The sequence below is a fragment of the Dorea sp. D27 genome, from assembly GCF_001185345.1.
GTDB lineage: Bacteria > Bacillota > Clostridia > Lachnospirales > Lachnospiraceae > Extibacter.
Map to the genome: position 1 here is coordinate 34,910 of NZ_KQ236745.1, position 13,507 is coordinate 48,416.

Below are 13,507 nucleotides of genomic sequence, written 5' to 3' on the forward strand. Positions count from 1 at the left end.
GCAGAACGTATGGTTAAGGTTGGAATTATCGGTGCCACCGGGTATGCCGGGGGCGAATTGGTGAGAATCTTGTCGGGGCATAAAGAGGCAGAGATAGTGTGGTATGGCTCGAGAAGTTACATAGACGAGAAATATGCGGATATATACAGGAACATGTTCGAAATCGTGGAAGATTCCTGTCTGGACGACAATATAGAGGAGCTGGCAAAGAAGGCGGATGTAATCTTCACAGCTACGCCTCAGGGCTTCTGTGCTTCTGTCGTCAAGGAAGGGATATTGGAAAATACAAAGATTATAGACTTGAGCGCGGACTTCCGAATCAAGGATGTGCCGACTTACGAAAAGTGGTACGGGATAGAGCACAAGAGTCCTCAGTTTATAGAGGAAGCGGTGTACGGCCTGTGCGAAGTGAACCGGGAGGCCGTGAGGAATGCAAGGCTCGTGGCAAATCCGGGCTGCTATCCGACCTGCTCGTTCTTGTCCATCTATCCGCTGGCAAAGGAAGGCATGATACATATGGATACGGTAATCATAGACGCCAAGTCCGGGACGTCAGGCGCAGGGCGGGGGGCAAAGGTCGGCAACCTGTACTGCGAGGTAAATGAAAATATAAAAGCATACGGTGTGGCTGGCCACAGGCATACCCCGGAGATTGAAGAGCAGCTCGGGCTTGCATCCGGGGAGCAGGTTCTTCTGAACTTCACCCCTCATCTTGTGCCCATGAACAGGGGGATACTCGTTACCGCATACGCATCCCTCAAGGGGAAGGCCGCTTACGAAGAAGTCAGGGCAGTATATGAGAAATACTACGGCAGCGAGAGGTTCGTCCGCGTGCTTGACACGGATATATGTCCCGAGACGAGATGGGTGGAAGGCAGCAATTATGTAGACGTGAACTTCAAGATAGATGAGAGGACAGGGCGTATCATCATGATGGGAGCTATGGATAATCTCGTCAAAGGCGCCGCAGGGCAGGCCGTGCAGAATATGAACCTGATGTTCGGACTTCCCGAGGACGAGGGGCTTGCCTTCGTCCCGCTGTTCCCATAAGGATATGAAAGAGGTAAGATATGGTTAGGATAATGACAATTGAGGATTATGACGGCGTCTATGCTCTCTGGACGAAGATCCGCGGATTCGGACTGCGGAGCGTGGATGATTCCAGAGAGGGCGTGGAACGTTTCCTGAAAAGAAATCCTACGACAAGCGTCGTAGCTGTGGAGGACGGCAAAGTGGTCGGAAGCATCCTGTGCGGACACGACGGACGGCGTGGATGCCTGTACCACGTCTGCGTGGATGAAGACTACAGGCGCCGCGGCATCGGCAGGGCCATGGTAGGCATGGCGATGGAAGCATTAAAAAAGGAAGAAGTCAGCAAAGTATCTCTCATAGCGTTTACGAAGAATGATATCGGAAATGCGTTCTGGAACACAATCGGTTGGACGAGGCGTCTGGACCTTAACTATTATGACTTCATATTAAACGAAAAAAATATCACTGCATTCATCGGGCAGTAGCATGAAGGAGGAAACAAATATGGATATCATCAAAGGCGGAGTTACCGCGGCAAAAGGTTTTGAGGCGGCTTCGGCCGCGGCAGGAATCAAGTATACAGACCGGACGGATATGGCGTTAGTGTACAGCCAGGAGCCGTGCGAGGCGGCAGGTACATTTACGAAGAACGTAGTAAAAGCGGCCCCTGTAAAATGGGACCAGAAGGTCGTAAAGAGCGGCTGCAAGGTGCAGGCGGTCATCGTCAACTCCGGCATCGCCAACGCATGTACAGGGGCGGAAGGTTACGGATACTGTGAAGATACGGCGAAAGCGGCGGCAGAAGCACTCGGGATATCAGCAGACGGTGTGGCGATAGGTTCTACCGGTGTTATCGGCAGGCAGATACCCATCGACAAGCTGACCGCGGGCATAAAAGTACTGGCAGGGAAAAAGAACGGCAGTCTGGAAAATGGCACGCAGGCCGCCAAGGCTATCATGACGACTGATACGGCGGAAAAGGAGCTGGCAGTTGAGATAGAAGTGGGCGGAAAGAAGGTGGTTATCGGAGGCATGGCCAAAGGCTCTGGAATGATACATCCCGATATGTGCACGATGCTGTCATTTATCACCACGGACGCAGATATCACAAAAGAAGCACTGCAGAAAGCTTTGAGCGAAGATGTAGACGATACATACAACATGATATCCGTGGACGGCGATACCTCCACCAATGACACGGTACTGCTGCTGGCAAACGGACTGGCTGAAAATCCAAAGATTCAATACGGAAGCGATGATTACAAGACCTTTGCAGAAGCGCTCCACACGGTCAATGAATACCTGGCCAAAAAGATAGCCGGCGACGGCGAAGGTGCCACGGCACTGTTTGAGGTGAAGGCAACAGGCTGTGAAAGTACAGATCAGGCGAAGCTTTTGGCAAAAGCAATCGTCTGTTCCAATCTGACAAAGACAGCCATCGCGGGACATGATGCCAACTGGGGCAGAATCCTGTGTGCGATGGGATATTCTGGCGCTCAGTTCGACCCTGAAAACGTGGATCTGTTTTTCGAGAGCAAAGCAGGGAAAATCCAGATAATTGAAAATGGAACGGCAGTAGACTATAGCGAGGCAGAGGCTACGAAGATACTCTCCGAGCCTGAAGTGACAGCCACGGCAGACGTCAAGATGGGAAACTGTACGGCTACCGCATGGGGATGTGACCTGACCCACGGCTATATCGAAATCAACGCGGACTACAGAAGCTGACAAAGCAGAAGGAGCAATGTATTATGAATAAAGATATGCAGAAATATCTGGACAAAGCAGAAGTTCTTATCGAGGCACTGCCCTATATCCAAAGGTTCAACCGCAAGATTATCGTCGTAAAATACGGCGGGAGCGCCATGGTGGATGAAGAACTGAAGGAACAGGTAATCAAGGACGTAACGTTGCTTAAGCTCGTCGGGTTCAAGCCGATCATCGTCCACGGAGGCGGCAAGGAAATCAGCAGATGGGTCGGCAAAGTCGGGATGGAGCCTGAATTTGTGAATGGTCTGCGGGTAACAGATGAAGCGACGATGGAGCTTGCAGAGATGGTACTCGGCAAGGTGAACAAAAGCCTTGTACAGCTTGTTGAGAGTCTCGGCGTACGCGCCATCGGCATCAGCGGGAAAGACGGAGGACTCCTTGCGGTAGACAAGAAATATGCAGACGGCGAGGATATCGGTTTTGTAGGAGAGATTAAAAAAGTAAATGCAGAGATATTATATGATCTGCTGGAAAAGGATTTTCTCCCGATCATATGTCCGGTCGGACTGGATGACAGCTTTAACACATACAATATCAATGCGGATGACGCGGCATGTGCCATAGCACGGGCGATGCGCGCCGAGAAGCTGGCGTTCCTGACAGATATCGAGGGCGTGTATAAAGACCCCCATGATCCGGAGACACTTATCTCAGAACTGAAAGTATCCGAGGCACGGGAACTGATGAATGAAGGATATATCGGCGGAGGAATGCTTCCGAAGCTGCACAACTGCATAGACGCGATTGAACACGGAGTGTCCAGAGTACATATTCTGGATGGAAGGATTCCGCACTGCCTCCTGCTGGAGATATTCACGAACAGAGGTATCGGGACCGCTATATTAAATGACAGTGAAGAACGCTTTTTTACGGAGAATGAATAATATGAAGAATCCATATATTGAAGACACAGAGGAGGGGCTCGTACATACATATAACCGTTTCCCGGTCGTGTTAGAAAAAGGAGAAGGAGTATATGTGTACGATGCGGAAGGGAAGAAATATCTCGATTTTGCCGCGGGTATTGCCGTATCTTCCCTCGGATACGGGAACAAAGAGTTTAACGAAGCGCTGAAGACGCAGATTGACTGCCTTATCCATTCCTCAAACCTCTATTACAATACGACGTGCGGCAAGGCGGCTCAGGCTTTGCTCCGCATTACGGAGATGGACCGGGTGTTCTTCACAAACAGCGGGACAGAGGCGATAGAAGGGGCGCTGAAAGCGGCGAGAAAATACGCCTATAAAAAACAGACCGGGCGTTATGAGTTCATCGCCATGAAGAATTCGTTTCATGGTAGAAGCATGGGCGCTCTCTCGGTTACGGAGCATGAGGCATACCGCACGCCGTTTGAACCGCTTATCCCGGGAGTATCCTTTGCAGAATATAATAACCTGGACAGTGTCAGGAAACTAGTGACAGACAGGACATGTGCAATTATTCTGGAGCCCCTTCAGGGCGAAGGAGGAATCAACACGGCTGACGAGGCATTCATGAAAGGGATACGCACGCTTTGCGATGACGAAGGCATCCTCATGATATGTGATGAGATACAGTGCGGCATGGGACGGACCGGTACGATGTTCGCATGGCAGAACTATGGAACGAAACCAGATATTATTGCGATGGCAAAGGCCATCGGAAATGGCGTTCCGGTAGGGGCATTCGCTATGAAGGAAGACATCGCCCGGCACTCTCTTGAACCGGGAGACCACGGAACGACATATGGAGGCAATCCATTCGTCTGCGCCGCCGTAGCAAAGACAGTTGAAATCTTCGAGAGAGAGAAGATGACAGTACACGTGCAGGAGATGGGGGCGTATCTGGCAGAGAAGCTGACAGAACTGAAAGCAGCCTGCGGAAGCATAACAGAAGTCAGGGGAAGAGGCCTGATTCAGGGCATCCGGCTCAATAAGCCGGTCGCGGGGACGATAAAGGCGGCACTGGATGAAGGGCTGCTGATCATCAGCGCGAGAAGCGATGTCATCCGTCTCGTACCTCCTCTCATTGTTGAAAAGAAACACATCGATGAATTGATTGAAAAACTGAAGAAGGTGTTATAACATAATTAACCAGTCATTGGATATACTATAGGTAAAACATAGGAGGTATATCGAATGATTGGTTTTTTCATAGCCCTGCTGTCAGGAGCGCTGATGAGCGTACAGGGAGTATTCAATACACAGGTTACGAAAACCACAGGTATGTGGGTCAGCAACGGATGGGTGCAGCTGAGCGCGTTCGCCCTCTGCCTGGTGGCCTGGCTTATCGCCGGACGGGACAGTGTGATGACGCTTGCGAAGGTAGAGCCCAAATATGTGCTGCTCGGAGGAGTCATCGGCGCCGGAATCACTTGGACGGTAATCAAGAGCATGGAACAGCTCGGGCCGGCGAAAGCGGCACTGCTCATCGTCATCTCCCAGCTTATCATCGCATACGTAATAGAACTATTTGGGCTGTTTGGGGTAGATAAGCAGCCATTAGAGTGGAGGAGAGTAATCGGTATGGCAATTGCGCTGATTGGAGTTGCAATTTTCCAGTGGAAATAGTACAATAAATCTATCTGGCATAAGAGGGGTATTTACAGTTTCGACAGCTGTAAAGGAGGATTTTATGCTTGACAGATTAAGGATAACCGGTTGTTTCGTGTGTATGCTTCTCGTGCTGTGCCTGTCGGGATGCCACAGTGAAGGCACGGAAGATGTGAGGGAACTAGACGAAGCGCGTTCCCCCCAGGAAGAGGCGGGGGAGAGCGCAGAGGAAGAGGCACAGAATACAGAGGGTAAAGATACAGAGGAATCCGGCCGCCGGCAGGAGATGTACGTCCATGTCTGCGGTCAGGTTCAAAGGCCCGGCGTGTACCGGCTTCCTGCAGGGAGCCGTGTGTTTGAAGCCGTAGAGGCCGCCGGCGGGATGCGGGAAGATGCGGACGACTCATTCCTTAACCAGGCAGAGACGCTGTCTGACGGACAGCAGCTCTATGTACCCGCGGAAGGTGAGGACATACGTGCCGCGGGGGATGCCGGAGCGGGGGCAGACGTAAAAGACGACGGAAGAGTAGATATCAATACTGCTGCGAAAGAAGAACTTATGACTTTAAATGGCATTGGGGAAGCCAGAGCAGACAGTATCATAAAATACCGGGAAGAGCATGGAGCCTTCCAGTCCATAGAAGAGCTGAAGGAAGTGGAAGGAATCAAAGACGGGATCTTTAATAAGGTGAAAGATCAGATCAAGGTCTAGCGAATTTAATAAGGGAGAAAAGTATGAGTAAGAGAGTATTGGTCGTAGATGACGAAAAACTGATTGTGAAAGGTATCCGGTTCAGCCTGGAACAGGATGGCATGGAAGTGGACTGTGCCTATGACGGGGAAGAAGCGCTGAAGCTTTCAAGGGAAAATGCTTATGATATGGTACTGCTGGATGTCATGCTCCCCAAGTATGACGGATTCCAGGTGTGCCAGCAGATACGTGAATTTTCAGACGTACCGGTCGTCATGCTCACTGCGAAGGGAGATGACATGGATAAGATTCTGGGGCTGGAGTATGGCGCGGACGATTATATCACCAAGCCGTTCAACATACTGGAAGTCAAAGCGCGCATCAAGGCAATCATGCGGCGCACCGGAAAGCGGGACAGTAAGGCGGTAAACGATAAAGTTATCTTGAAGAGAGACATGAAGATTGACTGCGAGAGCCGCAGAGTATTTATCGGCGACAAAGAGATCAACCTGACAGCCAAAGAATTTGACCTTCTTGAGCTTCTGGCGATGAATCCCAACAAGGTATACAGCAGGGAAAATCTTCTGAATATTGTCTGGGGATATGAGTATCCGGGAGACGCCAGGACGGTGGATGTACATATAAGGCGGCTGCGTGAGAAGATTGAGAAGAACCCCAGCGATCCGAAATACGTGTACACAAAGTGGGGAGTTGGTTATTATTTCAGGGGTTAGGAAGTATTTTAAGAAAAATGTATTTAAGAGTCTCCGCTTTCGGATCATCCTCCTGCTGCTGGCGGCGGGAATCATTCCATGCCTGATCATGAAAGCGGTGATTCTAAACAGCTATGAAAAGCGTGCGGTAGAAGTACGGACCGCGGATATACAGAATCAATGTACAATTCTATGTAACCAGTTAAGCAGCGTCGACTACTTGAATGGTATTACATCTGAGGTTATCAGGACAGAGCTGACTCAGCTGACAAACATCTACAACGGGCGCGTGATGGTTATTGACAGCGACTATGAGATAGAAGAAGATACGTACAATCTTGATAAAGGAAAGACGATCATATCAGAAGATGTCATCAAATGTTTCCAGGGAAAGAGTACAAGCCATTATGATGCGGCAAACAGATATATTGAGGTGACTGCTCCTATTACGGATACGGAAACGGATGCCGTCAGAGGGGTTATGCTTGTGAGCGTTTCGACAGATTCTATCGCGGACAGCATGACGATACTTGAAGGCAATGCGAATGTAGTGGCGGTCATAATCATCGTGACGATGGCAGTCCTCGCCTTTTTCGCCGGTGTCGTGATGGTGAAGCCGTTCAAGCGCATCACGGATTCTATAGGCGCGGTGACCGAGGGGTATGATGACAACTATCTACATGAAAATGCATATACGGAGACGGTGCTCCTCTCAGAGGCATTTAATAAGATGCTGGGAAGGATGAAAGTTTTGGATGACTCAAGACAGGAATTCGTTTCTAATGTATCTCATGAATTAAAAACGCCGCTTACATCCATGAAGGTGCTGGCAGATTCGCTTCTCAGCCAGGAGGAGGTTCCGGCTGAGCTTTATCAGGAGTTTATGGGAGATCTCTCCGAAGAGATAGAGAGGGAAAATAAGATTATCAACGATCTGCTGTCGCTTGTCAAGATGGACAAGACTGCTACGACATTGAACATCAAGTCTGAAAATATCAATGAGCTTGTTGAGCGGATACTGAAGCGGCTGCGTCCGATTGCGGCAAACCGTAATGTTGAAGTCGTGTTTGAAAGCTTCCGGCCGGTAAATGCAGAGGTGGATGAGATGAAACTGTCACTTGCAATCTCAAATCTCGTTGAGAATGCGGTCAAATATAACCACGACGGCGGATGGGTACATGTATCGCTCAATGCGGACCACAAATATTTCTATGTGGAAGTGGCGGATTCCGGAATCGGAATACCTGAGGACTCAGTGGAGCATATATTTGAACGTTTCTACCGCGTCGACAAGTCCCACTCCAGAGAAATCGGAGGCACCGGACTCGGGCTGTCCATCGCCAGAAACGCGGTTGTCATGCATAGGGGTGCAGTCAAGGTGTTCAGCCAGGAAGGTGAAGGAACTACATTCACCATCAGGATTCCTTTGACATATGTGTCATAATATAAGGGAGGATGCCAGTATGAGGAAAAAATGTATGAAGTGCCTGTGTATCCTGCTTATAGCCATTCTTCTGACCGGCTGCGGGAGAGGAAGGAAACCAGAGATAGCAGGGACGTGCATATACTACGTGAACGCGGAGGGAACCAGGCTTGTCAAAGAGGCATATGACATGAAAGGAGACGGGGTACAAGCTGAGATCCAAGCGGCGCTGAAGGATATGCGAAAAGAACCGGAAGACGAGGATTGCAGGAGCGCTTTTCCAGAGGGGATTCAGGCGGAAGACTGGAAGCTTGAGAAAGGCAGGCTGGATCTGTACTTTAATGAAAGTTATAAAGAGATAGATACATCGTCCGAGATTCTGCTCCGGGCGGCGGTAGTACAGACGCTCGTACAGATTGCAGGGGTAGACTACGTGAACTTTTACATTGGCGGCACGCCGCTTACCGATAATGAAGGGGATGAGATTGGGTATATGCATGCGGAGGATTTTGTGCAGAACACCGGTTCCAGCCTCCACTCCTATCAGCTCGCCAATCTCCACCTGTACTATGCAAACAAAAAAGGAGACAAGCTTGGAGAGGAAGAAGTCAGCGTGCGCTACAACAGCAACATGTCCGTCGAAAAGCTTGTGGTCGAACAGCTTATAAAGGGACCTTCCATGCAGGAGCATCAGCCGGTGCTGCCACCGGAGACAAAGCTTCTCGGAATATCGGTCAAGGATGGTATATGCTATGTTAATTTTGATGACCAGTTTCAAAGCTCCGTTTACGGAGTCAATCCGGAGCTCGCAATCTATTCCCTCGTGAATTCTATTGTAGAAGCGGGCAATGCCAGCCAGGTTCAGATATCGGTCAACGGAGAGACTGATATGAAATACCAGGGAGTAATCGACCTCAGCAAACCTCTTTCGAGGAACCTCGATCTGGAGGAAGGTGAAGGAAAATAATACGAAACAGAATCTTATGTACTGCCTGCCTTCTGCTCGCCGCCCTGCTGGCGGCGGCAGTCTGTCTGGGCAGGAGCCGGTTAATAAAAGAGCTGGAGACGACTCCGCTCATGCGGCAGGCCAGGTCTGGTGATGCTATCTGGATTACGGGCCAGGTATACGCCAGAGAAATGAAATCGGACTATCAAGTCTTATATCTGAAAAATAATTCAATCAAGTTCCGGAAGCGGCAGCTGAAGGAGTCAAAATTCATCGTCTATGATAAATCCAGACTAGAAGTTAAAATAGGAAACAAGATTGCGGCGGAGGGGAATGTCAGGTTTTACGAGGAGCCGCGCAACCCGGGAAATTTCAACGAAAAGCAGTATTATGAAAAACAGGGAATCCATGCCTGCATGTGGAGTGAAAGCGTCATAGTCACCTCCGGCCGTATCTGGAAGCTGAGAGACAGCCTCTTATCTTTCCGGCAGGATTGGAAGACGGTTTTATATGATTTTATGGGAGAAGAGCAAGGTGCACTGCTCTGCGGCATCATGCTCGGAGACAAGGCCGACATAGACCCGGTTGTAAAAGAACTCTATCAGGTTAACGGCATCGGCCATATCCTGGCCATATCCGGCCTGCATCTATCCATCATAGGGACGGGCATGTACCGGCTCTGCCGGCGTCTGTGCGGTTCCTTCGCTGTGGGCGGTCTGTGCGGTATTCTGTTTCTCGCTGCATATATCCTTATGACAGGATTATCTGTTTCTGTCATGCGTGCGGCAGTCATGCTCCTGTTCCGAATCGGCGCTGATGTGGCAGGAAGACGTTATGATGCGGGGACAGCTCTTGCGGCTGCGGCATGTATCGTGCTTTTCTGGCGCCCGCTGTACCTGTACGATGGGGGATTCTGGCTATCCTTCGGGGCTGTATTTGGTGTGGCGGCTGTGCTCCCGCTGTTCAAGAAGCTGCCGGTCCAGGGACTGTGGGCAAGCGTCAGCATCAATTTGTCGATTCTGCCGGTGCTTCTCTATTATTTCTATGAATATCCACTTTACAGTATCCTCCTTAACCTGCTCGTAATACCGCTCATGTCAGTGCTCCTGTTACTGGGACTAACCGGCAGCGCGGCCGCACTGTTCCTACCCTGGCTGGGAGAAGCAGCACTCGGCCTGTGCAGAGCCATACTGACCTTTTACGAGTGGCTCTGCCGGACGGTGGCGGGCCTTCCTGCGTCCAGGATTATTACCGGACGTCCGTCCGCTGTCTCTGTCGTGTGCTATTACATCCTGCTGTCTGCCATACTCTTCATGTGGTGGCGTTACGAGAGCAGACGGAACGAAAGCAAAAGAAAAGGTTGTATAGCAAAGTATATAATTATAACTGGAATTACTTATGCTGCGGCACTGCTTATCCTTATACCGGGAACATTCGGTAAGGAAGGAGAACTGGAAGTGACGATGCTTGATGTCGGGCAGGGCGATGGAATCTATATGAAGTCCCCGTCAGGCAGGACGTATCTTTTCGACGGCGGGAGCAGCGACGTGGGCCAGGCGGGGAAATACCGTATAGAGCCTTTTCTGAAGTATAAAGGCACGGGCCGGATTGACTATGTATTCATCTCCCACGGCGACAGCGACCATACGAACGGAATCCGTGAGATGATAGAGAGGGGACCGCTTGGCATCCCGGTCGGACATCTCGTGCTGCCCAGGGAAGAAGTGTGGGACGATAGCCTTGCGGAACTGGCAGTGCTTGCAAAAAACAAGGGGATAAAGGTGTTCCTCATAGAAGAGGGGCAGCGCATACAGGACGGGGGCCTGTCGCTGCACTGCCTGCATCCGGGCGAGGGATACGCCGGAGAGCCTGGCAATGCGGCTTCAATGGCCGTATGGGTTAGATTTGGGCGTTTTGACATGCTGCTGACCGGGGATGTGGAAGGAGAAGGGGAGGCAGCGTTGACAGCATCGGTAGAAGAGACGAAAGAAGACTGGCACACGGCTGGATTTGACGGTGTGCTTGAAGTGCTGAAGGTGGCCCACCACGGGTCGAAGAATTCGACATCCGTGGAGTTTCTTAAAGAAACGATGCCGGTCTATGGACTGGTTTCGGCCGGAAGAAATAACCGGTATGGGCATCCTCATAAGGACACGGCCGAACGGCTCGAAGACATTGGATGCGGGCTGTACGGCACGCCGTCGGACGGCGCGGTCACCGTGAGGACGGACGGCAGCCGCATGAGCATATCGGCATATGCCGGCGGGGCTGGTCCATAAGGAAACGGTTGAATTAAAATCCAAAATTCAGTATACTGAGATACAGGATAAAAATAGTAAAGCGAGGTAATGATCATGACGTATGAGGAAGTATTGGGAAATGCCAGAACATGTATGGGAGAACACTGTAAAGCCTGTCCGGTCTGCAATGGGAAGGCGTGCACGAATAAAGTGCCCGGACCAGGGGCCAAGGGAAGCGGTACGGTGGCAATCCGTAATTATGAGAAATGGCAGGAATTGTGCGTGAATATGGATACGATCTGCGATAACAAGCCGGTGGACCTGTCATTTGAAGTGTTTGGGAAGATGTTCAAGTATCCGGTATTCGCCGCGCCGATAGGCGCGATGAAACTTCACTACGGTGACAAATATGATGATCTGGGATACAATGATATCCTCGTATCGGCTTGTGCAGACGCGGGCATCGCGGCTTTTACCGGCGACGGTACGAACCCGGATGTCATGGCGGCTGCGACGAGAGCCATCGGCCAGAAGGACGGAAGAGGTATACCGACGATAAAACCGTGGGATATTAATACGCTGAAAGAGAAATTTGCACTCGTGAAGGAGGCAGGCCCCTTTGCGGCTGCGATGGATATCGATGCCGCCGGACTGCCGTTCCTCAAGAATCTGACCCCTCCGGCGGGCAGCAAATCCGTGGAGGAGCTGAAAGAAATCGTAGCAGAAGCAGGCGTGCCGTTTATCATCAAGGGAGTGATGACCGTGAAAGGCGCCCTGAAAGCAAAAGAAGCCGGAGCGGCGGCTATCGTAGTGTCCAACCATGGGGGACGTGTCCTCGACCAGTGTCCGGCAACGGCAGAGGTGCTGGAAGAGATTGCAGCGGCAGTAGGAAGCGATATGAAAGTATTTGTGGACGGCGGAATCCGTTCCGGCGTGGATGTGTTCAAGGCACTTGCGCTCGGTGCAGACGCAGTGCTTATCGGAAGGCCGTTTGTCACCGCTGTGTATGGCGGCGGCGCAGAGGGTGTGGATGCATATACGGCAAGGCTCGCCGCTGAGCTCTCCGACACGATGGCAATGTGCGGTGCCCACAGCCTGGACGAGATAACAAGGGATATGGTGCGTTAAGCTATATGAAAAGTTTGAAGGAAGATATCAGGACAGGACAATTTAAACAGGTATACTTGCTGTACGGAGAGGAAGCTTATCTGAAAAAGCAGTATAAAGATAAGCTCACCCGTGCCATGCTCCCGGATGGAGACACGGTGAATTACGCCTATTATGAAGGGAAAGGGATCCACATATCCGAGCTGATCGATCTGGCTGAGACGATGCCGTTTTTCGCAGAGCGGCGACTGATTGTCGTGGAAAACTCCGGGTTCTTTAAAAATGCCGCGCCGGAACTGGCAGATTATATCAAAGCAATGCCAGATACCGCGTGTTTCCTGTTTGTCGAGTCTGAGACGGACAAAAGGGGCAAGATGTTCAAGGCCGTAAAGGACAAGGGGCGTGCCGTGGAGATGGGGCGTCAGGATGAGAAGACGCTCATCCTGTGGGTCGGCGGCAGCGTAAAGAAGGAAGGAAAACAGATCAAAGAGTCTACCGTACGGTATCTCATTTCAAAAACCGGTACTGATATGGAGAACCTGGATAAGGAGCTTGAAAAGCTGTTCTGCTATGCCATCGACAGAAGCGAGATTACAGCCGCGGACATCGATGCCGTATGCACGACACAGATTACGAATAAAATATTTGACATGGTAGAAGCAGTGGCGGCGAAGCAGCAGAAGAAGGCGCTCGATTATTACTACGATCTGCTTGCGCTAAAGGAGCCTCCGATGCGGATTCTCTATCTGCTGTCCCGCCAGTTCAAGCTGCTGTACGAGGTAAAGGACCTTCAAAGAAGAGGGTTTGACAAGGCTCAGATTGCCAAGACAGCCGGACTTCATCCATTTGTGGCCGGCAAGTATATCAGCCAATGCAGGACATTTGCCGGACACGAACTCAAGAGCATCATGGAGGACGCCGCGGATACGGAAGAGATGGTGAAGACCGGCCGTCTGAACGATGTGATGAGCGTTGAACTTTTCATTGTAAAGTACAGTGCCGCGTGATATACTACCCTCAGCCGGCAAGGCACGTTCTTCGCCGGCACATGAG

The 13,507-nt window shown here is 50.8% G+C and carries 13 protein-coding genes; all 13 read left to right on the forward strand.

Annotated elements, in window-relative coordinates:
* Window positions 1–9: 9 nt before the first annotated feature.
* The 13 genes from argC to holA all read left to right on the forward strand — a co-directional run bounded on the left by argC (window position 10) and on the right by holA (window position 13,461).
* Window positions 10–1,050, forward strand: a complete 1,041-nt coding sequence (argC, locus tag HMPREF0980_RS11515; RefSeq protein ID WP_049729246.1) for an N-acetyl-gamma-glutamyl-phosphate reductase — start codon at window positions 10–12, stop codon at window positions 1,048–1,050.
* 20 nt (window positions 1,051–1,070) lie between these two features.
* Entirely contained in the window at window positions 1,071–1,517 is a 447-nt protein-coding gene (locus tag HMPREF0980_RS11520) for a GNAT family N-acetyltransferase (protein WP_049729247.1), read from the forward strand.
* Window positions 1,518–1,536: 19 nt separating this feature from the next.
* Window positions 1,537–2,760: a bifunctional glutamate N-acetyltransferase/amino-acid acetyltransferase ArgJ gene (argJ, locus tag HMPREF0980_RS11525; protein WP_049729248.1), complete on the forward strand. Its 1,224-nt coding sequence runs from the start codon at window positions 1,537–1,539 to the stop codon at window positions 2,758–2,760.
* A gap of 23 nt (window positions 2,761–2,783) precedes the next feature.
* Entirely contained in the window at window positions 2,784–3,686 is a 903-nt protein-coding gene (gene argB, locus HMPREF0980_RS11530) for an acetylglutamate kinase (protein ID WP_049729249.1), read from the forward strand.
* A gap of 1 nt (window position 3,687) precedes the next feature.
* Window positions 3,688–4,866 carry an aspartate aminotransferase family protein gene (locus tag HMPREF0980_RS11535; RefSeq protein WP_049729250.1) on the forward strand — a complete coding sequence of 393 codons (1,179 nt, stop codon included), beginning with the start codon at window positions 3,688–3,690 and terminating at the stop codon, window positions 4,864–4,866.
* 54 nt (window positions 4,867–4,920) lie between these two features.
* Window positions 4,921–5,352: a DMT family transporter gene (locus HMPREF0980_RS11540; protein ID WP_049729251.1), complete on the forward strand. Its 432-nt coding sequence runs from the start codon at window positions 4,921–4,923 to the stop codon at window positions 5,350–5,352.
* A 64-nt stretch (window positions 5,353–5,416) separates the two neighbouring features.
* On the forward strand, window positions 5,417–6,046 hold the full coding sequence (locus tag HMPREF0980_RS11545; RefSeq protein ID WP_049729252.1) for a helix-hairpin-helix domain-containing protein: 630 nt from the start codon (window positions 5,417–5,419) through the stop codon (window positions 6,044–6,046).
* 23 nt (window positions 6,047–6,069) lie between these two features.
* Complete coding sequence (locus HMPREF0980_RS11550; protein ID WP_049729253.1) at window positions 6,070–6,759, forward strand: response regulator transcription factor; 690 nt, start codon at window positions 6,070–6,072, stop codon at window positions 6,757–6,759.
* Window positions 6,737–8,182, forward strand: coding sequence for a sensor histidine kinase (locus HMPREF0980_RS11555; RefSeq protein WP_198146263.1), 1,446 nt, complete (start codon window positions 6,737–6,739; stop codon window positions 8,180–8,182). Before HMPREF0980_RS11550 ends, HMPREF0980_RS11555 begins: the two co-directional genes overlap by 23 nt.
* A 19-nt stretch (window positions 8,183–8,201) precedes the next feature.
* On the forward strand, window positions 8,202–9,128 hold the full coding sequence (locus tag HMPREF0980_RS11560) for a GerMN domain-containing protein (protein ID WP_242847398.1): 927 nt from the start codon (window positions 8,202–8,204) through the stop codon (window positions 9,126–9,128).
* A 32-nt stretch (window positions 9,129–9,160) separates the two neighbouring features.
* Window positions 9,161–11,386, forward strand: coding sequence for a DNA internalization-related competence protein ComEC/Rec2 (locus tag HMPREF0980_RS11565; RefSeq protein WP_198146275.1), 2,226 nt, complete (start codon window positions 9,161–9,163; stop codon window positions 11,384–11,386).
* Window positions 11,387–11,461: 75 nt separating this feature from the next.
* Complete coding sequence (locus tag HMPREF0980_RS11570; RefSeq protein WP_049729669.1) at window positions 11,462–12,475, forward strand: alpha-hydroxy-acid oxidizing protein; 1,014 nt, start codon at window positions 11,462–11,464, stop codon at window positions 12,473–12,475.
* A 5-nt stretch (window positions 12,476–12,480) separates the two neighbouring features.
* Window positions 12,481–13,461, forward strand: a complete 981-nt coding sequence (gene holA, locus HMPREF0980_RS11575) for a DNA polymerase III subunit delta (RefSeq protein WP_049729256.1) — start codon at window positions 12,481–12,483, stop codon at window positions 13,459–13,461.
* Window positions 13,462–13,507: the final 46 nt, after the last annotated feature.